Source organism: Limnohabitans sp. B9-3 (genome assembly GCF_002778325.1).
Taxonomy (GTDB): domain Bacteria; phylum Pseudomonadota; class Gammaproteobacteria; order Burkholderiales; family Burkholderiaceae_C; genus Limnohabitans; species Limnohabitans kasalickyi.
In genome coordinates, this window is sequence record NZ_NESI01000001.1 from 57,303 (window position 1) to 79,843 (window position 22,541).

24 protein-coding genes are annotated in these 22,541 nt (G+C 57.5%); 13 read left to right on the forward strand and 11 right to left on the reverse strand.

Features of this window, described 5'->3' with window-relative positions; genetic code table 11:
* Positions 1-62: 62 nt before the first annotated feature.
* From B9Z42_RS00290 to B9Z42_RS00310, 5 genes are all read right to left on the reverse strand, one after another.
* Entirely contained in the window at positions 63-908 is an 846-nt protein-coding gene (locus B9Z42_RS00290; protein ID WP_100131348.1) for a carbohydrate ABC transporter permease, read from the reverse strand.
* Positions 905-1,783: a carbohydrate ABC transporter permease gene (locus B9Z42_RS00295; RefSeq protein WP_100131349.1), complete on the reverse strand. Its 879-nt coding sequence runs from the start codon at positions 1,781-1,783 to the stop codon at positions 905-907. The genes B9Z42_RS00290 and B9Z42_RS00295 overlap by 4 nt, the downstream gene beginning before the upstream one ends.
* Entirely contained in the window at positions 1,783-3,048 is a 1,266-nt protein-coding gene (locus tag B9Z42_RS00300) for an ABC transporter substrate-binding protein (RefSeq protein ID WP_100131350.1), read from the reverse strand. Before B9Z42_RS00300 ends, B9Z42_RS00295 begins: the two co-directional genes overlap by 1 nt.
* 42 nt (positions 3,049-3,090) lie before the next feature.
* On the reverse strand, positions 3,091-4,167 hold the full coding sequence (locus B9Z42_RS00305; RefSeq protein ID WP_100131351.1) for an ABC transporter ATP-binding protein: 1,077 nt from the start codon (positions 4,165-4,167) through the stop codon (positions 3,091-3,093).
* A 93-nt stretch (positions 4,168-4,260) separates the two neighbouring features.
* Positions 4,261-5,400 carry a Gfo/Idh/MocA family protein gene (locus B9Z42_RS00310; protein WP_100131352.1) on the reverse strand — a complete coding sequence of 380 codons (1,140 nt, stop codon included), beginning with the start codon at positions 5,398-5,400 and terminating at the stop codon, positions 4,261-4,263.
* Between the two features lie 140 nt (positions 5,401-5,540).
* On the opposite strand from B9Z42_RS00310, the gene B9Z42_RS00315 reads away from it, so the two are divergent.
* The 5 genes from B9Z42_RS00315 to B9Z42_RS00335 all read left to right on the forward strand — a co-directional run bounded on the left by B9Z42_RS00315 (position 5,541) and on the right by B9Z42_RS00335 (position 10,833).
* A complete protein-coding gene (locus B9Z42_RS00315) occupies positions 5,541-7,028 on the forward strand; it encodes a nucleobase:cation symporter-2 family protein (protein ID WP_100131353.1) in 1,488 nt (495 codons plus the stop codon).
* A 241-nt stretch (positions 7,029-7,269) separates the two neighbouring features.
* Positions 7,270-8,310, forward strand: coding sequence for an ABC transporter substrate-binding protein (locus tag B9Z42_RS00320; protein WP_100131354.1), 1,041 nt, complete (start codon positions 7,270-7,272; stop codon positions 8,308-8,310).
* 14 nt (positions 8,311-8,324) lie between these two features.
* Complete coding sequence (locus tag B9Z42_RS00325; protein WP_100131355.1) at positions 8,325-9,149, forward strand: ABC transporter ATP-binding protein; 825 nt, start codon at positions 8,325-8,327, stop codon at positions 9,147-9,149.
* A gap of 15 nt (positions 9,150-9,164) precedes the next feature.
* A complete protein-coding gene (locus B9Z42_RS00330; protein ID WP_100131356.1) occupies positions 9,165-9,932 on the forward strand; it encodes an ABC transporter permease in 768 nt (255 codons plus the stop codon).
* Between the two features lie 58 nt (positions 9,933-9,990).
* Entirely contained in the window at positions 9,991-10,833 is an 843-nt protein-coding gene (locus tag B9Z42_RS00335) for an urease accessory protein UreD (RefSeq protein ID WP_100131783.1), read from the forward strand.
* 50 nt (positions 10,834-10,883) lie between these two features.
* On the opposite strand, the gene urtE is transcribed toward B9Z42_RS00335, so the two are convergent.
* From urtE to urtA, 5 genes are all read right to left on the reverse strand, one after another.
* Complete coding sequence (urtE, locus tag B9Z42_RS00340; RefSeq protein WP_100131784.1) at positions 10,884-11,582, reverse strand: urea ABC transporter ATP-binding subunit UrtE; 699 nt, start codon at positions 11,580-11,582, stop codon at positions 10,884-10,886.
* A gap of 43 nt (positions 11,583-11,625) precedes the next feature.
* A complete protein-coding gene (gene urtD, locus B9Z42_RS00345) occupies positions 11,626-12,498 on the reverse strand; it encodes an urea ABC transporter ATP-binding protein UrtD (protein WP_100131357.1) in 873 nt (290 codons plus the stop codon).
* Positions 12,495-13,634 carry an urea ABC transporter permease subunit UrtC gene (urtC, locus tag B9Z42_RS00350; RefSeq protein WP_233203470.1) on the reverse strand — a complete coding sequence of 380 codons (1,140 nt, stop codon included), beginning with the start codon at positions 13,632-13,634 and terminating at the stop codon, positions 12,495-12,497. Before urtC ends, urtD begins: the two co-directional genes overlap by 4 nt.
* 1 nt (position 13,635) lies before the next feature.
* A complete protein-coding gene (gene urtB, locus B9Z42_RS00355) occupies positions 13,636-15,228 on the reverse strand; it encodes an urea ABC transporter permease subunit UrtB (protein WP_100131358.1) in 1,593 nt (530 codons plus the stop codon).
* Positions 15,229-15,292: 64 nt separating this feature from the next.
* Positions 15,293-16,564, reverse strand: coding sequence for an urea ABC transporter substrate-binding protein (gene urtA, locus B9Z42_RS00360; protein WP_100131786.1), 1,272 nt, complete (start codon positions 16,562-16,564; stop codon positions 15,293-15,295).
* Between the two features lie 329 nt (positions 16,565-16,893).
* On the opposite strand from urtA, the gene B9Z42_RS00365 reads away from it, so the two are divergent.
* The 7 genes from B9Z42_RS00365 to ureG are packed head-to-tail and all read left to right on the forward strand — an operon-like array spanning position 16,894 to position 21,456.
* Positions 16,894-17,196 (forward strand): urease subunit gamma, encoded by a 303-nt coding sequence (locus B9Z42_RS00365; protein WP_100131359.1) that lies wholly within the window; start codon positions 16,894-16,896, stop codon positions 17,194-17,196.
* 34 nt (positions 17,197-17,230) lie between these two features.
* Positions 17,231-17,407 carry a hypothetical protein gene (locus B9Z42_RS16245; RefSeq protein WP_158235876.1) on the forward strand — a complete coding sequence of 59 codons (177 nt, stop codon included), beginning with the start codon at positions 17,231-17,233 and terminating at the stop codon, positions 17,405-17,407.
* Positions 17,408-17,422: 15 nt separating this feature from the next.
* Complete coding sequence (locus tag B9Z42_RS00370; RefSeq protein WP_100131360.1) at positions 17,423-17,767, forward strand: urease subunit beta; 345 nt, start codon at positions 17,423-17,425, stop codon at positions 17,765-17,767.
* Positions 17,767-19,509: an urease subunit alpha gene (gene ureC / locus B9Z42_RS00375; protein ID WP_100131361.1), complete on the forward strand. Its 1,743-nt coding sequence runs from the start codon at positions 17,767-17,769 to the stop codon at positions 19,507-19,509. The genes B9Z42_RS00370 and ureC overlap by 1 nt, the downstream gene beginning before the upstream one ends.
* Before the next feature lie 9 nt (positions 19,510-19,518).
* A complete protein-coding gene (gene ureE, locus B9Z42_RS00380; protein WP_100131362.1) occupies positions 19,519-20,109 on the forward strand; it encodes an urease accessory protein UreE in 591 nt (196 codons plus the stop codon).
* Positions 20,099-20,806, forward strand: coding sequence for an urease accessory protein UreF (locus B9Z42_RS00385; protein WP_233203495.1), 708 nt, complete (start codon positions 20,099-20,101; stop codon positions 20,804-20,806). Before ureE ends, B9Z42_RS00385 begins: the two co-directional genes overlap by 11 nt.
* Entirely contained in the window at positions 20,803-21,456 is a 654-nt protein-coding gene (gene ureG / locus B9Z42_RS00390) for an urease accessory protein UreG (RefSeq protein ID WP_100131363.1), read from the forward strand. The genes B9Z42_RS00385 and ureG overlap by 4 nt, the downstream gene beginning before the upstream one ends.
* 26 nt (positions 21,457-21,482) lie before the next feature.
* Here ureG and B9Z42_RS00395 read toward each other — a convergent pair whose 3' ends face one another.
* The gene (locus tag B9Z42_RS00395; RefSeq protein WP_100131364.1) at positions 21,483-21,779 is read right to left on the reverse strand and encodes a DUF333 domain-containing protein; all 297 of its coding nucleotides are present in this window, start codon (positions 21,777-21,779) and stop codon (positions 21,483-21,485) included.
* A 115-nt stretch (positions 21,780-21,894) separates the two neighbouring features.
* Between B9Z42_RS00395 and B9Z42_RS00400 the strand changes: the two genes are divergently transcribed.
* On the forward strand, positions 21,895-22,509 hold the full coding sequence (locus tag B9Z42_RS00400; RefSeq protein WP_100131365.1) for a flavin reductase family protein: 615 nt from the start codon (positions 21,895-21,897) through the stop codon (positions 22,507-22,509).
* The last annotated feature ends 32 nt before the right edge of the window (positions 22,510-22,541 follow it).

The window sequence follows — 22,541 nt, forward strand, 5'->3', positions numbered from 1 at the left end:
CAACAAGGCCTGCGACAAGCAGGCCTTTTTTTCATGGCAACGAGGTCATGCCAACGCTTCGGTCAGCCCTTCAAGCCGCCTTGGGTCAAGCCACCCACCACGCGCTCTTGAAAAGCTGCGATCAACAACGCAATCGGCACGATGGACACGATCAGCGCGGCTGAAATGATGGGCCAAGGAAAGGTGAACTCACCTTGGTACAGCGCAATGCCCACCGGCAGCGTGCGCACCGCGGGGCTGGAATTGAGCGACAGCGCCAGCAAAAATTCGTCCCACGAATTCACAAACGCCAAGATGCCCGCCGTGAACACGCCAGGCGCCGCCAAGGGCACCACCACACGCACCAAGGCGCCCATGCGGGTGCAGCCGTCGATCATGGCGGCGTTCTCTAAGTCTTTGGGAATGCTCTGAAAAAAGCTCACCAGCACCAAGGTGCACACCGGCATGTTCAACACCACATACGGAAAAATCAAGGCGGCATAGGTGTTGAGCCAACCCAAGGCGCGCATGGTCTCAAAAATCGGCACCAACAGCGTGACCAACGGGAACATGCTGGAGGCCACGATGCAGGTCAAGATGAGCTGGCGGTACTTCAAGTTCAGCCGCGCAATGGCATATGCCGCAAACGCCGACACCACCAGCGACAACAACGTGGCACCCGAGGCCACCAAAATGCTGTTCTTCAAATACGTGAGCAAAGGCTGGTCGGCAAACGCACGGACATAGTTCTCAAGTGTCGGGCCGTGCGGCCACCAAGTGATGGGCTTTTGCACCAGTTCACTCTCCTGCTTGAGGGAGGTGAACAAAATCCAAACCGCAGGAAAAAACCCATTGATCACCACAATGCCCGCGGCCATCCAGCGCAGCATGGGGGACGACCACAGCCCGTGTTGTTGCGCCATGCTCATGCAGCGTTCTTTCCAATGTGGTTCAAGTAAAAACCGGTGACGAATAACGAGATCACAAACATGAAGACCGCCAGCGTGGAGCCAAAGCCAATGTCGGAATAGTCGATGGTGTATTTGTGAATCAGCATGGCCAAGGTTTCGGTGGCCTCACCGGGCCCGCCTTTGGTCATGGTGTAGGGAATGTCAAAGGTTTGCAGCGCGGTGATGGTTCTGAAAATCAAGGCCACAACGATGCTGGGCATGAGCATGGGAATGGTGATTTGCCAAAACTGTTGCCACAAATTCGCACCGTCCACCTCGGCGGCTTCGTACAAAGAGCGTGGAATCATCTGCAACCCAGCCAACAAAATCAGCGCCATGAAGGACGCCGTTTTCCAAATGATAGTCAGGCAAATCGCGGCGAAAGCCCAGCGTGGTTTGAGCAACCAACTGGTGGGCTCGTCTTGCAGGCCCAAGCGCATCAACACATCGTTGACCACGCCGTACTCGGTGTGAAAAAACCAGGCAAAGATCAAGCCCGCAAACGACAGCGGCAGCGCCCAAGGCAGCAACAGCGACAAGCGAACCGGCCATTTGCGCTTGAACGGCAAATTCGCCAACAAGGCCAAGGCCAGCCCCACCAACAAAGCGCCAGGCACGGTGATGAGGGTGATCAGCAAGGTGTTTTGCGTGGCGTTCCAAAACAAGGGGTCTTGCCACACGTCCACGTAGTTTTGCAGCCCCAAGAACGCGCCGTCTTTGTCGATGGCGAACAAGCTGTTGTAAATCAGCTTGCCAATCGGGTAGACCACGATGGCGAGCAGCAACGCAAACGCGGGTGCCAGCAGCAGCACCGCGAGTGTTTTTTCGCTGGGGTCGCGTAGCTTAGACAGCATCAACGCATCAGGCGACCGACGCGCGCGGCAATCTCGTCCACACCGGCTTCAGGCGTTTTGGTGCGGGCCAAGATGGCGCTGGTGGTGGTGCGGATGATGTCCGAGACTTGGCCATAGTCGTTCACCATGGGGCGGCTTTGGGCGGCCAACACCACGGGCAGCGCGTCCTTGAACCAAGGCACCACTTTGTTCACGTCAGGGTCTGCGTAGAGACTTTGGAACACCGGCAAGATGGAGCCTTCTTTGGCCACAAACGCGCTGGCTTGCTTGGACGACAAGAACTTGATGAGCTTGCCCGCCTCGTCTTTGCGGGTGCTGTAAGCGTTCATCGCCCACTGCCAGCCGCCCATACAAGTGGCCGATTTGCCACCGGCCATCGCAGGCAGAGGCATCACGCCGACTTGACCTTTGACTTTGGAATCGGCATCGTCTTTGAAGCGGTCAAACGCAAAGCCCCAGTTGATGGCGAACACCACTTGACCGGCTTTGAACTCGTTGACCGTATCCGGTGTTTTCACCTCAGCCACGTTCTTTTTGATCACGCCTTGGTCGACCATGCCCAACCAAGCGTTCAAGCCTTTGACAGCTGCGGGTTTGTCGAGCGTGAGCTTGCCGCCCGCGTCGTTGAACTGCTTGCCTTGGCCCCAGTAGGGCAGCAAGAAGGTACACACCGCGCCTTCAATCGGCGCACCTTGGATGGACAAACCTTGCAAGTTGGCATTGCCTTCACCCGCCATGATTTTCTTGGCAGCCGCAGCCAACTCGTCCCAAGTTTTCGGTTCTGCCACGCCGTACTTGGCAAGCAAGTCTTTGCGGTAGTACATGAACATGGCGTCGCCTTGGCTGGGCATGGCGAACACTTTGCCGTCGATCACGTTGGCTTGTTGGTATACGGGCAAGTAGTCGTTGCGCAAGGCGGCAGGGCCACCCACGTATTTGTCCAAAGGCTCGATCCAGCCTTTAGATGCGTACTGCGCGGGGTTGACGATGTCGATCAAGAACAAGTCAATCGCCGAGTCTTTGGCGTTGAGCACGGTGGACAGGTACTGGCGTTGCAACTCTGAAGTTGCGCCACCCGTCTCAATCTCAACCTTCACGTTGGGGTTGGCTTTGTTGTATTCCTGAAAGAGCTGTTGCTGCAAGTCAGGTCGCTGGTTGGGCCCCACAAACACACGCAAGGTGGTTTGCTGTGCCCACACGCTGCCAGCACACAGGCCTGCGGCCAAGGCCAATGCGGTGAATTTCAATGCTTGACGTTTTTTCATGGCGTGTCTCCGTTGGATAAATTCAAAAAAATCGGGCCAGCGTCACAACGCTTGCCCTGTGGATGCGTTGAACAGATGGAGCGCAGAGGCGTCCAAGTAAATCGTTTGTGCGCTGCCAGCGGGTGCTTTGAAGTCGGGGGCACAACGCGCCACCAACTCAGCTTGCCCAACTTGGAAGGTCACCAAGGTCTCAGCCCCCAAGGGTTCGGTGATGACGACTTGTGCATTCATGGCAATTTGGGCCTGCCCATCACGGGGTGCTAAGGCAATGTTTTCGGGGCGAATGCCAAACACATGGCCGTCAGCCGCTGCGCCACGCGCCCACAAATCGGCAGGCAAGGCAAGGCCTGCGCCGCCGATGTCTGCTGAACCATTGGCCAGCGAACAGGGCAGCAAGTTCATCGGCGGACTGCCAGTGAAGCCCGCCACAAACTGGGCGGCGGGACGGTTGTAAATCTGGTCGGGGCTGGCGTATTGCATCTTGTGACCACCACTCAACACGGCAATGCGATCGGCCAAAGTCATGGCCTCCACTTGGTCGTGGGTGACGTAGATGATGGTGGCGCCCAAGCGCTGGTGCAACTTTTTGATCTCGCTGCGCATCTCGCCCCGCAACTGCGCGTCGAGGTTAGACAAGGGCTCGTCAAACAAAAACACTTTGGGCTGCCGCACGATGGCGCGGCCAATCGCCACGCGCTGGCGTTGACCACCCGACAAGGCGGCGGGTTTGCGGTCCAACATGTGGTCGATGCGTAGCAAACGCGCGGCATCCATGACACGGCGCTTGATCTCGTCTTCGGGCATTTTGCGCAAACGCAGGCCAAACGCCATGTTGTCGTAGAGGCTCTTGTGGGGGTACAGCGCGTAGTCTTGAAACACCATGGCAATGTCGCGGTGGCGCGGCGGCTGGTCGTTGACACGCACGCCGTCAATCAGCACGTCGCCGCCCGTGATGCTCTCCAAACCCGCAATCATGCGCAGCAAGGTGGACTTGCCGCAGCCCGACGGCCCCACAAACACGACAAACTCGCCGTGTTGGATGTCCAAGTCAATGCCGTGGATGACGTTGTGCTTGCCATCGTAGCTTTTGGTGACTTGTTGGAGTTGGACGGATGCCATAAATTGAATTTCAAACCCTGAAAACGATCGCGTTAAATCTGTGAATGAATAATATATGAATCCATAGCCCCACCTCTTGGGGTTATCGCCAAGTCAGGCGCCGTTGAGCAAGCTGCCCAACGCGTAATCGCCACGGGTCAAGTCAATCGCTTGGCCTGTGCGCGCCGACTCTTGTGCCGCCAAGCCCATCACGACAGCCGCCAAACCATCGCGCAAACTCACCTCAATGGCACCCTCGCCGCGCACCACGGCATTGAAGCGCTGGTGTTGGTACAAGGTGGACCCGTTGTGGTCGCCCGCAGCCAAGGCCACGGCGTCGACCGGCACCTCCAACTCGCGCGGGCCTTTGGGCTCACGCGGGCTGATGACGAGTTTGGGCGTGGGTGCCTCGCCCAAGTGTTCGGGCCAAAAACGACCAGGACCCGGCACGAAACATTCCACTTTGCCTTGGGGACCGACCACCGAAATCTCTTCTTGGTAACGCGCGCCTTCGGCAAACATGCACAACTCCAGCAACGCCCGCTGGCCCGATGCGAAGTCGACCACCACGTAGGCGTTGTCCAAAATATCGGGTGTGCCCAAGGGGTACTGCTCGTCCAAGTGGTTATGCGCCACCGAGGCCGAGGCATAAATGCGCACGGGCTCGCTTTGGGTGAGGTGGCGCATCAGGTCAAAAAAGTGGCAGCATTTTTCGACCAAAGTACCACCCGTGTATTGGTTGAAGCGGTTCCAGTCACCCACTTTCACCAAGAACGGAAAACGGTGCTCGCGAATAGACAGCATGGTCACAGGGCCGGTGTTGAGCTGGCTGTGCACTTCTTGGGCCAGCAAAGCCACAGGCGGCATGTAGCGGTACTCCATCGCCACCCAAATCGGGGCGGGATAGTCGCTGGCCAAGGCGGCTAAAGCACGCACATCGTCCAGCGAAGTACAGGCGGGTTTCTCAAGCAACAGGGGCAAGGGGCGCAACCCAGCAATCTCGCGCAGTTGCTCGGCATGGCGGAAATTGGGGCTGGCGATCAACAAACAGTCCACGTCCTCGGCCATCACCACCTCGGCCAAGCTGGCGACGCGTTGGGCCTGCGGTACGAAAGCGAGACTGCGCGCGGCCATGACGTCATCAGGCTCAAAAATTCGAGTCACGCTCGCGCCCGGCAGCAACGCGATGTTGCGCAAATGCTCCTGTCCCATCATGCCGCAGCCGATGATGCCGTAACGGGTGGATTGATTCAAAGCGTGATCTCCTGAAAATTGTGAAGGATGGCCAAAAAATGGCCCCTATTGTTGCGTTAGAAATTCAAGGGTTTCTTCTAGGCATCACCAAGCCAAAAACTGTATACAGTTTTGTATGCGATTAACTTGGAGAAACGCACATGACCTCATCCACCCACCCCGTTGACGAACACTTGCCCACTGGCAAGCTCGCTGCGCTGGGCCTTCAACACGTTTTGGTGATGTACGCCGGTGCTGTGGCTGTGCCACTCATCGTCGGCCGTGCCTTGAAACTCAGCCCCGAACAAGTGGCCATGCTCATCTCGGCTGACTTGTTTGTGTGTGGCATCGTCACCCTCATTCAGTCGTGGGGTGCCACCCAGTGGTTTGGCATCCGCTTGCCTGTCATGATGGGCGTGACCTTTGCCGCCGTGGCCCCCATGGTGGCCATGGCCGGCGCCAACCCGGGCGCCGCAGGCGCACAACTGATCTTTGGCGCCATCATGGGCGCAGGGGCAATTTCAATACTGATCGCACCCTTGGTCAGCCGCATGCTGCGGTTCTTCCCGCCTGTCGTGACCGGCACCATCATTGCCGTCATCGGCATCAGCTTGATGCGCATTGGCATCAACTGGATTTTCGGCAACCCCTTTGGCCCCACCGCGCCATCCATCGTCAACCCCGAGCACGCCAAGTGGCTGGCTGATGCTGCGGCTGCAGCCTCGGCGCCCGGTTCCACGCTGGCTGCTGTGCCCAAAGATTTGGCCTTGGTCGCCAAAATCCCCAACCCCAAGTACGCCGACCTCACAGGCGTGGGCATTGCCGCTTTGGTGTTGGTGTCGATCTTGATGATTTCTAAGTTCGCCAAGGGCTTCATTGCCAATATCTCGGTGCTCTTGGGCATCGTCATTGGTGGCGTGGTGGCCACCAGCTTGGGTCTGATGAACTTTGACAAAGTCGGTAAAGCGGGCTGGTTTGAGATCGTCATGCCGTTCCAGTTCGGCATGCCTGTGTTTGACCCCGTGCTCATCCTCACCATGACTCTGGTGATGATTGTGGTGATGATTGAATCCACCGGTATGTTCTTGGCCTTGGGCGAAATGACCGACCGCCATGTGGACCGCGCCGCGCTCACCCGTGGTTTGCGCACCGACGGTTTGGGCACGCTGATTGGCGGCATCTTCAACACCTTCCCCTACACCAGCTTCTCGCAAAACGTGGGTCTCGTTGCCGTCACAGGCGTGAAGAGCCGCTTTGTGTGCGTGGCGGGCGGCATCATCCTGATCATCTTGGGCGTGATTCCTAAGATGGCTGCTTTGGTTGAGTCGCTCCCCACCGTGGTGCTGGGCGGCGCAGGCTTGGTGATGTTTGGCATGGTGGCTGCCACCGGCATTCGCATCTTGGGCGGCGTGGACTTTAAAAACAACCGCTACAACAGCTTGGTGGTGGCCGTGTCGATTGGTATCGGCATGATTCCGCTGATCGCGCCCAACTTCAAGCAATGGATGCCGCACAACCTGCACCCTCTCATTGAGTCGGGCATTTTGTTGGCCTCTATCTCTGCCGTGGTGCTGAACCTGTTCTTCAACGGCGCCTCCAAAGACGACTCGGCCGCTGTGGCTGCTGCCCGTCAGGCCGATAGCCACTAAAAGGCTCCAGCGACATCGAAAAGCCAGCCTCTGCGCTGGCTTTTTGCATGTTGACTCGCACGGTAAAACGCACGCAAACGGTGCATGCACGCCAGATTAGTGCAAACCCGTTTTGTATACAAACCAAAGTCGCGCACAATTTGCCCCTCACCAACGGGGTTTGACTCTCAGAACCGGGCACCGTTATTGCAACAGTCAGTTGATCACACCGTACACACCGTCAACAGTTTTAGGAGCTTCCATGACCAAACGCACCTTTTTGAAAACCTCCCTCGGCCTCGCTTTGGCCGCCAGTTTTGGCAGCGCCTTCGCGCAAGCCACGCCGATCAAGTTCCAACTCGACTGGCGTTTTGAAGGCACAGCAGCCTTGTTCCTGGTGCCCGCAGCCAAAGGTTATTTCAAAGATGCCAAGTTAGACGTGACGGTGGACGCCGGCAACGGCTCTGGTGGTGCCGTGACCCGCGTGGCCTCAGGCTCTTACGACATGGGCTTTGCCGATTTGGCCGCCTTGATGGAATTTCACGCCAACAACCCCGACGCGCCCAACAAGCCCGTGGCCATCATGATGGTCTACAACAACACCCCCGCTTCGGTGATGGCGCTGAAAAAATCAGGCATCAAAACCCCCGCTGATTTGGCAGGTAAAAAACTCGGTGCCCCTGTGTTTGACGCTGGCCGTCGCGCCTTCCCCATCTTTGCCAAGGCCAACGGCGTGACCAACGTCACCTGGACCGCGATGGACCCACCTTTGCGCGAAACCATGTTGGTGCGCGGCGATGTGGATGCCATCACGGGCTTCACCTTCACCTCCTTACTCAACATCGAAGCCCGCGGCGTGAAAGCCGAAGACGTGGTGGTGTTGCCCTACCCTGATTTCGGTGTGAAGTTGTATGGCAACGCCATCATCGCGTCGCCCAAGATCCTCAAAGAAAACCCAGCGGCGGTGAAAGCCTTCTTGGCCGCCTTCGCCAAGGGTATGAAAGACGTGATCGGTAACCCAGCTGCGTCCATCGAGACCGTGAAAGCGCGCGACGGCATCATCAACGTGCCCCTGGAAACGCGCCGCTTGCAACTGGCCATCGACACCGTCATCAACAGCGCAGACGCCCGTGAAGAAGGCTTTGGTCAAATCAAAGGCCCACGTCTGAGCCTGATGGCCTCGCAAGTGTCTGACGCGTTCAACACCAAAACACGCGTCAAATCAGACGACATCTGGAACGGTTCTTTTTTGCCCACCGCCAAAGAACTCGACGTGCTGCCCGCACCTAAAACCAAAAAGTAAATTGGCTTGCCTCCATGACAGCTTCACCTGAACACTTTGTCGACTTTCAAAACGTCTGGCTGGCCTACAACGACGAGTTGTTGGCCCAAAACCACTTTGCGGTGGAAGACATCAACCTGCAGGTCAAACAAGGTGAATTCATTGCCATTGTGGGCCCCTCGGGTTGCGGTAAATCGACCTTCATGAAGCTCACCACAGGTTTGAAAAAACCCAGCCTTGGCGAGATTTATGTGGATGGCCAGCCTGTCAACGGCCCGCTCAAGATCAGCGGTATGGCGTTTCAATCGCCCTCACTGCTGCCTTGGCGAACCACCCTAGACAACGTGTTGCTGCCCTTGGAAATCGTGGAGCCTTACCGCACCCAGTTCAAGGCCAAAAAAGCCGAGTACGAAGCACGCGCTCTGAAATTGCTGCAAACCGTAGGTTTGGGCGGCTACGAGCGCAAGTTTCCTTGGGAGCTGTCAGGCGGCATGCAACAGCGCGCCAGCATTTGCCGCGCCCTGATTCATGAGCCCAAGATGCTGTTGCTCGACGAGCCATTTGGCGCGCTCGACGCTTTTACCCGCGAAGAACTGTGGTGCACGCTGCGCGACTTGCATGCGGAACAAAAGTTCAACGTCATCTTGGTCACCCACGATTTGCGCGAGTCGGTCTTCTTGGCCGACACCGTGTATGTGATGAGCAAGAGCCCCGGCCGCTTCGTGGTCAAGCGTGACATCGACTTGCCCCGCCCGCGTGACTTGGAGGTGACCTACACCCCCGAGTTCACCAACATCGTGCATGAGTTGCGCGGCCACATCGGGGCCATACGCAAAACCGGCGCCGCCATTCAGCAGTAAACCGAACGCCAGACCATGACTCAAAAACAACTCGAAACTTGGGCGCCTTGGGGCTTGCTCGTAGGCACTTTGCTGATTTGGCAAGCCTTGTGCTCGTTCTTCAATGTGTCTGAATTCATCTTCCCTTCGCCCCTGCGCATTTGGCAGCAAATGGTGGAGTTCCGAGAGGTCATCGCCGGCCATGCTTGGCGCACCTTCTGGGTGACCATGGTGGGGTTTGGCATTGCCATCGTCGTGGGCGTGATGTTGGGCTTTGTGATTGGCAGCTCACGCTTGGCCTACGCCGCCGTGTACCCGCTGATGACCGGCTTCAACGCCTTACCTAAAGCGGCCTTTGTGCCCATTTTGGTGGTGTGGTTTGGCATTGGCGTGGGCCCTGCCATCTTGACTGCGTTCTTGATCAGCTTCTTCCCCATCATGGTGAACATCGCCACCGGCTTGGCCACCTTAGAGCCTGAACTCGAAGACGTGCTGCGCGTCTTGGGCGCCAAACGCTGGGACGTGTTGATCAAAGTGGGCCTGCCGCGCTCCATGCCTTATTTTTATGGTTCCCTCAAAGTGGCGATCACCTTGGCGTTTGTTGGCACCACCGTCTCTGAAATGACGGCCGCCAACGAAGGCATCGGTTACTTGCTGATTTCTGCAGGGTCTGCCATGCAAATGGGCTTGGCTTTTGCCGGCTTGGTGGTGGTGGGTGCCATGGCCATGGTGATGTATGAGCTGTTCAGCTACATCGAAAAGCACACCACGGGATGGGCACACCGCGGGTCGCAAGATCACTAATGATCGATTCCTTTGACATGCGCGCAGGTGGATGTCAAAGGGTCATCAAGATCAACCTATGCACTCTCATACGGGCTGGCACGCCAAACTGGCATTGGATTATGCCAAACAAGGCTCCCGCACAGTGGCCCGCTTTGAGCACCAAGGCCCACTGCGCATCTTGCAAAGCCTCTACCCCGAAGGTGATGCGGTGTGCCACAACGTGTTGGTGCACCCGCCCAGTGGCTTGGTCGGCGGCGATGTACTAGACATCAAAGTCACCCTCGCACACGCCGCACATGGCTTGGTGACCACACCGGGTGCTACGCGGTTCTACCGAAGCGAGAGCGGCTTAGCCACACAAAAGGTACACGCCACCTTGGGCGAACACAGTCGCTTGGAATGGCTGCCACTGGAAACCATCGCCTACAACGGCTGCCACGGCCTCAACCAGGCTGTGTTTGACCTCGCGGCCACGGCAGAGTTGATGGCATGGGACATCACCGCCTTGGGCCTGCCCAACGCCGACTTGCCGTTTGAACGGGGTCAGCTGCAACAGCACCTAGAAATTTCTGGCGTTTGGTTGGAACGCGGCTTGATCGATGCACAAGACGAGCGCCTGCTCAACGGCCCCCTCGGCCTCGCAGGTGCTCGCTGCATGGCTACCTTGGTGTTTGCCTGCGGCGCAGACCTGAAACGCGAGCGTCGCGATTTGGCGTTGGCACTTGCGCGTGAGTTCACCGAACTGGCCCCTGCAGGCCTGCATGCAGGGGTGACCTCACCGCACCCTCGTGTGATCGTGTTGCGCACACTCTCGCCCTTGGTAGAACCTGCACAAACGCTGTTGCGCAGCGTGTGGGCGGCATGGCGAAAAGGCTTGTGGGCTATGGGCGATCAGCCGCCACGCATTTGGGCGATGTAAAAAGACAAACGGGGCGAAGAAGCAGGGCCATCTTTGCCCCGCACCTGGGCTTAAATCGCCACCAACTGCCGTACGTTCTTGGCTTGCATTTCTGAGCCAGGGCCCCGCGCAATCACCTCACCGCGCTCCATCACCAAATAGTCGTCGGCCAGTTCTTCGGCAAAGTCGTAGTACTGCTCGCACAACACAATGGCCATATCGCCGCGGTTGGCCAACATGCGAATCACGCGGCCAATGTCTTTGATGATGCTGGGCTGAATGCCCTCGGTCGGCTCATCCAAGACCAAGAGTTTGGGGCCAGACGCCAGCGCGCGTGCGATGGCCAATTGCTGCTGCTGCCCGCCTGACAAATCGCCACCACGGCGATGCAGCATTTGCTTGAGCACCGGGAACAGCTCGTACAACTCAGCAGGAATGTCGGTCCCTGCAGGTTGTGTGGCCAAGCCCATGCGCAAGTTGTCTTCCACCGTTAAGCGCGCAAAGATCTCGCGACCTTGCGGCACATAGCCAATGCCTGCACGCGCACGCTCGTAAGGCGCGTGGCGCTCAATCGCATGGTCGTCAAAGGTGATGCTGCCGCTGCGAATGGGCACCGCCCCCATGAGCGACTTCAGCAGCGAGGTTTTACCCACGCCATTGCGCCCCAAAAGCACGGTGATCTTGCCTAGCTCGGCGGTGAAACTGACGTCACGCAAAATGTGCGAACCGCCGTAGTACTGGTTGATATTTTTGACGTCTAAGAGGGGCATGGTGTGTGTCTCGTTCTTGGGCTGATGGACTTGGGGTGGCACTTCAGCGCCCCAAATACACCTCAATCACGCGCTCGTCGGCTTGCACCTGCGGCAGCGTACCTTGCGCCAGCACCGAGCCATCGCACAACACGGTGACGATGTCAGAAATCGTGTTGATGAAGCTCATGTCATGCTCGACCACCATCAGCGAGTGCTTGCCCTTCAGCGCCAAAAACAACTCGGCGGTACGCTCGGTCTCGTAGTCGGTCATGCCAGCCACGGGTTCGTCCAACAGCAAGAGCTTGGGGTCTTGCATGAGCAACATGCCAATCTCCAGCCATTGCTTTTGACCGTGGCTGAGGTTGCCCGCTTGACGGCTCACGCTGTCTTCAAGGTTGATCGTTTTAAGCACCTCGCCCAGACGGTCACGCTGTGTGCCGTTGAGTTTGAAAAACATCGAGGCCGCTACACCTTTGTGGGTTTTCAAGGCCAGCTCTAAGTTCTCAAACACGCTCAACTGCTCAAACACGGTGGGCTTTTGGAACTTGCGCCCAATGCCCAGTTGCGCAATTTCCGGTTCGTTGTGGCGCAACAAATCGATGGTGCTGCCGAAGAACACTTGGCCCGAGTCGGGTTTGGTTTTGCCGGTGATGATGTCCATCATCGTGGTCTTGCCCGCGCCGTTGGGGCCAATGATGCAGCGCAACTCGCCAGGCGCAATATCCAACGATAAACCGTTGATGGCCTTGAAACCGTCGAAGCTCACATGCACGTCTTCCAAGTACAAGATGCGGCCGTGGGTCACATCCAACGAGCCGGCCTCGTGAATGCGGCCAAAGCTGGCACTTCGGTCGCCGGAGGTCACCTCGGCCACCACGCGGGCTTGGTGTGTAGCCAAGCGCTCAGCACCTTGTTCAAACAGATCGGGGGTCATGCTTTTTCTCCTGCCTGTTTCTTAGAGCTGAGTTTTTGAACCAAACCCACCACACCGTGGGGCATGTACAGGGTCACGCCAATGAACAGCGCACCCAAGAAATACAGCCAAAACTCAGGGGCCGTCACGGTCAACCAGCTTTTCATGCCGTTGACCAAGAAGGCACCCACGATGGGGCCGATCAGCGAAGCACGCCCGCCGACTGCGGCCCACACGGCAATCTCAATCGAGTTGCCCGTGCTCATTTCGCTGGGGTTGATGATGCCCACTTGCGGCACATACAACGCGCCCGCAATGCCGCACATCACGGCCGAGATCACCCAAATGGTCAACTTGTAAGGCAAGGGTGAATAGCCTGAGAACATCACGCGGCTTTCGGCGTCGCGAATGGCTTGCAACACGCGGCCAAACTTGCTTTGCACCAACCAGCGGGCAAACACATAGCAACCCAGCAAGGTGGCACTGGTCATGACAAACAAGGTCATGCGCATGGTGGGGGTGGCGATCGGCAAGTCCAAGATACGCTTGAAATCGGTGAAACCGTTGTTGCCACCAAAGCCCGTTTCGTTGCGGAAGAACAGCAACATGGCGGCAAACGTCAGCGCCTGCGTGATGATGGAGAAGTACACGCCTTTGATGCGCGAGCGAAAGGCAAAGTAGCCAAACACCCAAGCCAGCACGCCGGGCACCAACACGATCAGCAGCAAGGTGGCGATGAAGCTGTCGCTGAAGGTCCAGTGCCAAGGCAAGGTTTTCCAATCGAGGAAGACCATGAAGTCGGGCAAGTTGCTTTTGTAGTTGCCATCGGTGCCGATCTGGCGCATGAGGTACATGCCCATCACATAGCCGCCCAAGGCAAAGAACAAGCCGTGGCCCAGCGACAAGATGCCGGTGTAGCCCCAAATCAAGTCCATCGCCAAGGCGCAGATGGCGTAACACATGATCTTGCCGACCAAGCCCACGGCATAGTCGCTCATGTGGAACAGGCTGCCCTCGGGCACCCACAGGTTGAGCACAGGCACCACCGCACACAGCGTGATGAGGGCCGCTAAAAAAGCCACCCAAGCACGGCGACTCATCAAAGGAGCAGGTTCAGGGAGTTGCATCGCAGTAGTCATGGTTGTTGTTGTGTTCATATCAAGCCTCGGCACTTCGGCCCTTCATCGCAAACAAACCTTGTGGGCGTTTTTGGATGAACACAATGATGAAAACCAACACGGCAATCTTGGCCAGCACAGCGCCCGCCACGCCTTCGAGCAATTTGTTCATCAGCCCCAAGCCCATCGCCGCATACACGGTGCCGGCCAGTTGGCCCACGCCACCCAGCACAACCACCATGAAAGCGTCCACGATGTAGTTCTGCCCCAAGTCAGGACCCACGTTGCCAATCTGACTCAAGGCACAACCGGCCAAGCCGGCGATTCCGCAACCCAAAGAAAACGCATAGGTGTCAATGCGGGCTGTGTTCACCCCCAAGGCGGAGGCCATGGGTCGGTTTTGAGTCACACCGCGCACAAACAATCCCAACCGCGTTTTGCTGATCAACAGCGTCATGCCCACCAACACAAACAGCGCAAAACCGATGATGACCAAGCGGTTGTAGGGCAGTGACAAATTGGCCAGCAGCTGCACGCCGCCGCTCATCCAAGAGGGGTTCTCAACACCCACGTTTTGCGCACCAAACACACTGCGCACGCCTTGCATCAACACCAAACTGATGCCCCATGTGGCGAGTAAGGTCTCTAAAGGTCGGCCATACAAGTGGCGCAAGACCAAGCGCTCCAACACCGCGCCCACCAAGGCTGCGGCTAAGAACGAAGCAGGCACGGCTACCAACAAATACGCGTCAAACATGCCTGGCAAGTACTGGCGGAACAGCCCTTGCACCACGTAGGTGGCGTAAGCACCAATCATCATCAATTCGCCGTGTGCCATGTTGATCACGCCCATCAACCCGTAGGTGATGGCAAGCCCCAAAGCGACCAGCAAAAGAATAGACCCCAAGCTGATGCCGGTGAACAAGGCCCCCAGCTTTTCGCCCCAGTTGAGCGCAGCTTGGATGGTGCGGAGCGACGCTTCTAATTGGCTGCGCACTGGCTTGTCTTGCTCCTCGCTCAAACGTTGGTTGAGCAAGAGTTGGGTATCGGGAGTTTGGCTGTCGGCCAAGGCTTTGGCAGCTGCCAAGCGTTCCTTCGCGTCCGTGCTGTTCAGCATGACTGCGGCTCGGGCCAGCAGCATTTGGGTTTTGACGCCGGCGTTTTGTTCATCGGCCAACGCTTTGTCGAGCATGGCCAGCTTGGTCGGATCGGGTTCTTTCAACATGGCTTTGGTGGCGGCCAGTCGCAAGGCGGCATCGGGGCTGAGCAATTGCAACGCAGCCAAGGCGGCGTCAATCTCGCCGCGCATGCGGTTGTTGTTGATCACGTCTTCTGTTGCCTCGGGCAGCGCTTGCGCTTCCCCAGTCACGGGGTCTGACGCTTTGCCATCGCGCACGATCAGCACCTGTGTGCCGTTGACTTTGACAGCATCGTCCGCCATGGCTTGCATGAAGGCTGCTGTTTTTTCGTCCGGCGACGCCAGCGCTTGTTGCAGCGCGGTGATGCGGGCATCGGTGTCACCAATCGTCAAGGCGCGGGTTTGCTCTGTGGTCAGCGCCATGGCTGAGGAGGCAAACAACGCGGCACAGCTCAAGGCGAGGGCTGCCAAAGAGAAAGAAGAAATTCGGGTCATCGAGGTTCCAAAAAGAAAAAGGGAGGGCACCAGCCCTCCCCCAAGTTCATCCCTTGGAGAGGGTTTACTTCTTCACAGGCTCATCGGGCTTCTTGTCGTTGCCTTCGATGAACGGGCTCCATGGCTTGGCTTTCACAGGACCGGGGGTCTTCCAGACCACGTTGAACTGGCCGTCAGCCTTGATCTCGCCAATGAACACCGACTTGTGCAAGTGGTGGTTTTTCTCGTCCATCTTTGAGGTGATGCCGCTTGGCGCTTGGAAGGTTTGGCCTGCCATGGCTGCGATGACTTTGTCGACGTCGGTGGACTTGGCTTTCTCCACCGCCTGCTTCCACATGTTCACGCCGATGTAGGTGGCTTCCATCGGGTCGTTGGTCAAAGGCTTGTCCTTGTGACCGGCGATGTTCTTGGCCTTGGCGTAAGCAGACCACTTCTTGATGAACTCATCGTTGGTGGGGTTCTTGATGGACATGAAGTAGTTCCATGCCGCCAAGTGACCGACCAAAGGTTTGGTGTCCACACCGCGCAACTCTTCTTCACCGACCGAGAAAGCAACCACGGGCACGTCTTTGGCTTTCAAGCCTGCGTTGCCGAGCTCTTTGTAGAAGGGCACGTTGGAGTCACCGTTGATGGTGGAGACCACAGCCGTCTTGCCACCGGCAGAGAACTTCTTGATGTCAGCCACGATGGTTTGGTAATCCGAGTGACCAAAGGGGGTGTACTTCTCGTCGATGTCGCTGTCTTTCACGCCTTTGCTTTTGAGGTAGGCGCGCAAGATTTTGTTGGTGGTGCGTGGGTACACGTAGTCGGTGCCCAACAAGACCCAACGCTTGGCAGCGCCGCCGTCTTTGCTCATCAAATAGTCCACCGCGGGGATGGCTTGTTGGTTCGGTGCAGCGCCGGTGTAGAACACGTTTTTGCTGAGTTCTTCGCCTTCGTATTGCACGGGGTAGAACAACAAACCGTTGAGCTCTTCAGCCACTGGCAACACGGACTTGCGAGACACCGAGGTCCAGCAGCCGAAGATGACGGAGACTTTGTCTTGGGTCAGCAACTGCTTGGTTTTTTCAGCAAACAAAGGCCAGTTTGATGCGGGGTCGACCACCACGGGTTCGAGCTTTTTGCCCAGCACGCCACCCTTGGCGTTGATTTCGTCAATGGCCATCAACACGGTGTCTTTCAACACGGTTTCCGAAATAGCCATGGTGCCCGACAAGCTGTGCAGCACGCCAACTTTGATGGTGTCAGCTGCGAACGCCTGTGGCGCAATCACAAACGATCCGACCGACAGCGCTGCGGCTGCGGCCAGGGCCTTGAGGTTTCCTCGACGATTCATCATGGGTTTCACTCCAAAAAATTAGGTTGCGTTCAGCGGGGATGAGATTCACTCGCTTGCAAGACCTATTGCAAAGCTTGTGCCAACTTGCGTTTTGCCTAGACGTCAAAGCAAGCATCTATATGAAGCAAAACCATCACAAGCTTGGCAATGAAGGGACGCACCAACTTTGATCACATCAAGAAGTTCGCACCAAAATAAACACAGAGAACGCAGGATGACGCACGTTGGTGCATGCACCAAGACGGCGGATGTGCACCAAAGTTGTCACAACATGGACGCGTCTGAGTTCACTGAGAAGGCACACAAGTTGCATACTCTGAGGCACTATGGAACTCACACCCCGCGAAAAAGACAAACTCTTGATCTTCACAGCCGCCTTGTTGGCCGAGCGCCGACAAGCCCGTGGCCTGAAGCTCAACTACCCCGAAGCCGTGGCCCTCATCAGCGCTGCTGTCATGGAAGGTGCGCGCGACGGTAAAACCGTGGCGCAACTCATGAGTACCGGGCGCAGCGTGCTGACCCGTGCCGATGTGATGGACGGCGTGGCCGAGATGATTCCCGACATCCAAGTTGAAGCCACCTTCCCCGATGGCACCAAGCTGGTGACCGTCCACCAACCCATCCTTTGAATTTTTTTTGACCCACGTTTTGGGAAACCCCACCATGCCACGTCTTGCTGCTTGCCTTCGCCTTCTGCCCTTCTTGCCCTCACTCGCTGTCGCCCACGAAGGCCACGGCATTGAAGGGGCCTCGCATTACCACGCCACCGATGTGTGGGGCTTCGTGTCCATCGCGGTCGCCGCAGCGATCGTCTGGTGGTTCACCGGTCGCGGCAAATAAACACGCGAGGCACGTATGACACCCGGAGAACTCTTGATTGACGAGGGCGAACACGTCCTCAACCCTGACCGACGCACGCACACCCTCGTGGTGCAAAACGCCAGTGATCGCCCCATCCAAGTGGGCTCGCATTACCACTTTGCGGAAACCAATGCAGGTTTGCGCTTTGACCGCGACGCTGCACACGGCATGCGTTTGAACATCGCTTCAGGCACAGCGGTACGCTTTGAGCCGGGCCAACAACGCACGGTCGAATTGGTGGACCTGAGTGGCAATCGCCAAGTGTTTGGCTTTCGCGGTTTGGTGAATGGCGCCGTGGACAAAGGCGCCGTCGATGCGCCGCGCAAAGGAAACATCTGATGGCAACGATCGGCAAACGCGCCTATGCAGAAATGTTTGGCCCCACCGTGGGCGACCGTCTGCGTTTGGCAGACACCAACTTGGTCATCGAGGTTGAAAAAGATTTCACACTGCAAGCGGGTGGCTACGGCGAAGAAGTGAAATTCGGTGGCGGCAAAACCATCCGCGATGGCATGGCGCAATCACAACGCACACGCGATGGCTCGGGCACGGGTCCACAAGCTGGCGGTGCTGTAGACACGGTGATGACCAACGCGCTCATCATCGACCACTGGGGCATCGTTAAGGCCGACATTGGTTTGAAGGGGGGCCGCATCGTGGCCATTGGCAAAGCGGGCAACCCCGACACACAACCGGGCGTGGACATCGTCATTGGCCCAGGCACCGAGGTGATCAGCTGCGAAGGCAACATCGTCACCGCCGGTGGTGTGGACACCCACATCCACTTCATTGCGCCCCAGCAAATTGAAGAAGCCTTGACCAGTGGCGTGACCACCATGCTTGGCGGCGGCACGGGCCCAGCCACCGGCACCTTTGCCACCACCTGCACGCCAGGCGCTTGGAATATCGAACGCATGTTGCAAGCGGCCGACGCCTTCCCGATGAACCTAGGCTTCTTGGGCAAAGGCAACGCCGCTTTACCCGATTCATTGCATGAGCAAATCAACGCCGGTGCGATTGGTTTGAAGCTGCACGAAGACTGGGGCACCACACCCGCCGCGATTGACAACTGCTTGAACGTGGCCGAAGCCACCGACACACAAGTGGCCATCCACACCGACACGCTCAACGAGTCGGGCTTTGTGGAAGACACGGTGGCTGCGTTCAAAGGCCGCACCATCCACACCTTCCACACCGAAGGTGCAGGCGGTGGTCATGCGCCCGATATTTTGAAAGTGGTGGGCGAGGCCAATGTGTTGCCCAGCTCAACCAACCCCACGCGCCCCTACACGGTGAACACGCTCGACGAGCATGTGGACATGCTGATGGTGTGTCACCACCTCGACCCTGCGATAGCCGAAGACTTGGCCTTTGCCGAAAGCCGCATTCGCCGCGAGACCATTGCGGCCGAAGACATCTTGCACGACTTAGGCGCCATCAGCATGATGAGCAGCGACAGCCAAGCCATGGGCCGTGTGGGTGAAGTGATCATCCGCACCTGGCAAACCGCGCACAAGATGAAAGCCCAACGTGGCTTGTTGCCTGGCGATTCTGACCGCCATGACAACTTCCGCGTTAAACGCTACATCGCGAAGTACACGATCAACCCATCGATTGCTCACGGCATCAGCCACGAAGTGGGCAGCGTGGAAGTGGGCAAGTGGGCCGACTTGGTGGTGTGGAAGCCCGCGTTCTTTGGCATCAAGCCCAGCATCATTTTGAAAGGTGGCTTCATCGCCATGGCGGCGATGGGTGACCCGAACGCATCTATTCCCACCCCGCAACCCGTGCACTACCGCCCGATGTTTGGCGCGTATGGCGGTGCGCTGCACCGTGGCTCCCTGACGTTTGTCTCGCAGGCGGGGTTGGCGGCGGGCATTGGCAGCAAGTTTGGTTTGCACAAAACCCTGAGTGCGGTGAAGAACATTCGCAGCGTGGGCAAACGTGACATGATTCACAACGACTACGCGCCACGTATGGAAGTGGATGCCCAAACTTATGCGGTGCGCGCCGATGGCCATCTGCTCACCTGCGAACCCGCGGTGAGTTTGCCCATGACTCAACGCTATTTCTTATTCTGATTTTTTCTGATGCTCACCTGTTCTAAATTAATCGCTGGCGGCCAAGGTTTGGCCGCTGCACTCGTCAAACGCGCTGCCACGGTGGAGCTCGATTGGGACGTGCGGCAAAAAAGCCGTTTCGACGCCACAGACTCCACGGGCCGCATCTTGGGCGTGTTTTTGCCGCGTGGCACCTTGGTGCGTGGTGGCGATGTGTTGGTGGTGGAAGACGGATCGCTTGTGCGCGTGCAAGCAGCCCCGCAAGAGGTGTTGCGCATCACCGCGTGTTCAGAGCACGGTTCGGCCTTTGATTTAACCCGTGCGGCTTATCACCTCGGTAACCGCCATGTGCCCATTGAACTCAAGCCCGATCATTTGAAGATCGAACCGGATCATGTGCTGGCCGATATGTTGCGCGCCATGCACATGACGGTGGTCACGGTGCATGAAGCGTTCGAGCCAGAGGGTGGCGCGTACAGCAGCCACGGGCATGGGCATGGGCATGGGCATGGGCATGGGCATGACCATTCGCACGACGATGCGCATGAACACGAACACGCTGCACATCGTGAGCACGGTCATGGCCATGTGCACGGCCCAAACTGCAAGCATGACCACTGACGCTGCCATCGCAGCGACTGCCAGCACACCCGCGCTGCTGCAACTCATTTGGCTCGCATCCCCCGCGTTGCCAATTGGCGGCTTTTCGTATTCCGAAGGTTTAGAAGCGGCCATCGACCATGGCTTTGTGCATGACGAACACAGCGCGGCGGCATGGTTGGTGGATCAGCTTCACATCACGCAGTCGCGTGGCGATATGGCGGTTCTCGGTGAAATGATCATCGCGTGGCAGAGACGCGATGATGCACGCTTGCAGACCTTGAGCCAATGGGTGCACGCCACGCGCGAAAGCGCCGAGCTGCGTTTGCAAAGCGAGCAAATGGGCCGCTCCATGTTGGAATGGCTGCGCAACCAAGACGCCATCGACGCTGACACCATCGCGCTGTGCAACCGCTGGGTGCCCACTTACCCGTTGATGTTTGCCTTGGCGCTGTCTCGCACAGGCGCTGACATCGAACAATGCTTGCAAGCCTATGCGTTCGGCTGGGCAGAAAACATGGTGCAAGCTGCCCTCAAATCGGTACCACTCGGTCAAAACTCGGGGCAGCGCATTTTGACAAAGCTGGCCCAACACATCGGGCCAGCCGTCAGGCATGCCATGCAAGTGAACGACGACACACGCCAAGCCTTTTCCCCCATGCTGGCCATCCTTTCGGCGCAGCACGAAACCCAATATTCCAGACTGTTTAGATCATGAATAACTTGCACAACATCGCACACCGCACCAAGAAACTTCCCCCTCTGCGCGTGGGCATCGGCGGCCCCGTGGGCTCTGGCAAAACCACCTTGCTCGAGATGCTCTGCAAAGCCATGCGCGACAAATACGACCTCGTCGCCATCACCAACGACATCTACACCAAAGAAGACCAACGCTTGCTGACCGTGAGCGGCGCCTTGCCCGCCGAACGCATCATGGGCGTGGAAACGGGTGGTTGCCCGCATACCGCCATTCGTGAAGACGCGTCGATCAACCTCGAGGCGATTGACCGCATGTTGGTCGACTTTCCCAATGCGGACGTGGTGTTTATCGAGAGCGGTGGCGACAACTTAGCAGCAACCTTCAGCCCCGAGTTGAGCGACTTGACGATTTACGTCATTGACGTCGCAGCCGGTGAAAAAATTCCTCGCAAGGGTGGCCCCGGCATTACCAAAAGCGACTTGTTTGTGATCAATAAAACAGACCTCGCCCCTTACGTGGGTGCCGACTTGTCGGTGATGGAAGCCGACACCATCCGCATGCGCACCAACGCGCAGGGCCTGAAGCCTTTTGTGATGACCAACTTGAGAACGCTGGATGGGTTGAATGCGGTGATGGCATTCATTGAGACAAAGGGCATGCTGATTTAAATCAGCAGCCTTTGTCGGCTCATTACTCACTGCGTCCGCAAAGACGCAGGCTTCAAGGTCGAATCGATCGACGGTGCAGCTTGGGCGATTTTGCTGCCGCACTCACCACGCCGCAATGCCCAGCGCTCGCACACCAGACCAGAAGGCAATTTGCACAGGAGTCGGTTGGAATGGCTGCTGCCCCCCATGCGCAGTGAGCCGCCAGCATCTAAACAACTTTGCGAAGCGGGATTGAGTGCGGTGCTGGCGTGCACTTGTAAGGCGCTACCTGCGAAGCAGAAAGCCACGAAAAACAGATAACCCCAAGAAGATTGAATGGCCATAAAACTTCATTAAGAATTAATTTGTTTTTTATTTTAATACTTTATAACTCTTAATGATGAGAAGTTTTTTGTTGGCAACAACAGGCCATACCCCATTTCGATTTATCGTTGCTGCATGACTCATTTCTACGAACCTCGCCTTGGCCATGGCCTGCCCCACGACCCCTTCAACGCCATTGTTGGCCCTCGCCCCATTGGCTGGGTGTCCACCCGCAGTGCGCAAGGTGTGTTGAACTTGGCGCCTTATAGTTTTTTCACGGCCTTCAACTACATCCCGCCTATCGTGGGGTTTTCAAGCATTGGGGCCAAAGACTCGCTGCGCAACGTGCAGGAAACCGGCAGCTTTGTGTGGAACTTGGTCACGCGCCCTTTGGCTGACGCCATGAACCAAACTTGCGCGCCCGTCGGGCCGGAGGTGAACGAATTTGAATTGGCAGGCCTCACCCCCGCACCCTCACGCGTGGTGGATGTTCCGCGGGTGGCTGAGAGCCCTGTGTCGTTCGAGTGTCGCTGCACACAGATCGTGCAACTGGAAGGCATCGACCAACAAAAAGTACAGACCTGGCTGGTACTCGGCGAAGTGGTGGGTGTGCACATTGCCCAACACTTGCTAAAAGACGGCGTGTACGACACCGCCAGTGCCGACCATGTGTTGCGCGGCGGCGGGCCAGCCGACTACTTCACCGTGGGCCCCGAGCAGCTGTTTCGCATGTGGCGCCCCAAGGCCTAATTTAGGGCTTGAGTCAGGAAGTGGGCTGTGCA

Excerpts from the sequence above, each read along its gene's own strand:
- B9Z42_RS00290 (WP_100131348.1), bottom strand. The coding sequence starts at position 908 with ATGAGCATGGCGCAACAACACGGGCTGTGGTCGTCCCCCATGCTGCGC.
- B9Z42_RS00295 (WP_100131349.1), bottom strand. The coding sequence starts at position 1,783 with ATGCTGTCTAAGCTACGCGACCCCAGCGAAAAAACACTCGCGGTGCTG.
- B9Z42_RS00300 (WP_100131350.1), bottom strand. The coding sequence starts at position 3,048 with ATGAAAAAACGTCAAGCATTGAAATTCACCGCATTGGCCTTGGCCGCA.
- B9Z42_RS00305 (WP_100131351.1), bottom strand. The coding sequence starts at position 4,167 with ATGGCATCCGTCCAACTCCAACAAGTCACCAAAAGCTACGATGGCAAG.
- B9Z42_RS00315 (WP_100131353.1), top strand. The coding sequence starts at position 5,541 with ATGACCTCATCCACCCACCCCGTTGACGAACACTTGCCCACTGGCAAG.
- B9Z42_RS00320 (WP_100131354.1), top strand. The coding sequence starts at position 7,270 with ATGACCAAACGCACCTTTTTGAAAACCTCCCTCGGCCTCGCTTTGGCC.
- B9Z42_RS00325 (WP_100131355.1), top strand. The coding sequence starts at position 8,325 with ATGACAGCTTCACCTGAACACTTTGTCGACTTTCAAAACGTCTGGCTG.
- B9Z42_RS00330 (WP_100131356.1), top strand. The coding sequence starts at position 9,165 with ATGACTCAAAAACAACTCGAAACTTGGGCGCCTTGGGGCTTGCTCGTA.
- B9Z42_RS00335 (WP_100131783.1), top strand. The coding sequence starts at position 9,991 with ATGCACTCTCATACGGGCTGGCACGCCAAACTGGCATTGGATTATGCC.
- urtE (WP_100131784.1), bottom strand. The coding sequence starts at position 11,582 with ATGCCCCTCTTAGACGTCAAAAATATCAACCAGTACTACGGCGGTTCG.
- urtD (WP_100131357.1), bottom strand. The coding sequence starts at position 12,498 with ATGACCCCCGATCTGTTTGAACAAGGTGCTGAGCGCTTGGCTACACAC.
- urtC (WP_233203470.1), bottom strand. The coding sequence starts at position 13,634 with ATGAACACAACAACAACCATGACTACTGCGATGCAACTCCCTGAACCT.
- urtB (WP_100131358.1), bottom strand. The coding sequence starts at position 15,228 with ATGACCCGAATTTCTTCTTTCTCTTTGGCAGCCCTCGCCTTGAGCTGT.
- urtA (WP_100131786.1), bottom strand. The coding sequence starts at position 16,564 with ATGAATCGTCGAGGAAACCTCAAGGCCCTGGCCGCAGCCGCAGCGCTG.
- B9Z42_RS00365 (WP_100131359.1), top strand. The coding sequence starts at position 16,894 with ATGGAACTCACACCCCGCGAAAAAGACAAACTCTTGATCTTCACAGCC.
- B9Z42_RS16245 (WP_158235876.1), top strand. The coding sequence starts at position 17,231 with ATGCCACGTCTTGCTGCTTGCCTTCGCCTTCTGCCCTTCTTGCCCTCA.
- B9Z42_RS00370 (WP_100131360.1), top strand. The coding sequence starts at position 17,423 with ATGACACCCGGAGAACTCTTGATTGACGAGGGCGAACACGTCCTCAAC.
- ureC (WP_100131361.1), top strand. The coding sequence starts at position 17,767 with ATGGCAACGATCGGCAAACGCGCCTATGCAGAAATGTTTGGCCCCACC.
- ureE (WP_100131362.1), top strand. The coding sequence starts at position 19,519 with ATGCTCACCTGTTCTAAATTAATCGCTGGCGGCCAAGGTTTGGCCGCT.
- B9Z42_RS00385 (WP_233203495.1), top strand. The coding sequence starts at position 20,099 with ATGACCACTGACGCTGCCATCGCAGCGACTGCCAGCACACCCGCGCTG.
- ureG (WP_100131363.1), top strand. The coding sequence starts at position 20,803 with ATGAATAACTTGCACAACATCGCACACCGCACCAAGAAACTTCCCCCT.
- B9Z42_RS00395 (WP_100131364.1), bottom strand. The coding sequence starts at position 21,779 with ATGGCCATTCAATCTTCTTGGGGTTATCTGTTTTTCGTGGCTTTCTGC.
- B9Z42_RS00400 (WP_100131365.1), top strand. The coding sequence starts at position 21,895 with ATGACTCATTTCTACGAACCTCGCCTTGGCCATGGCCTGCCCCACGAC.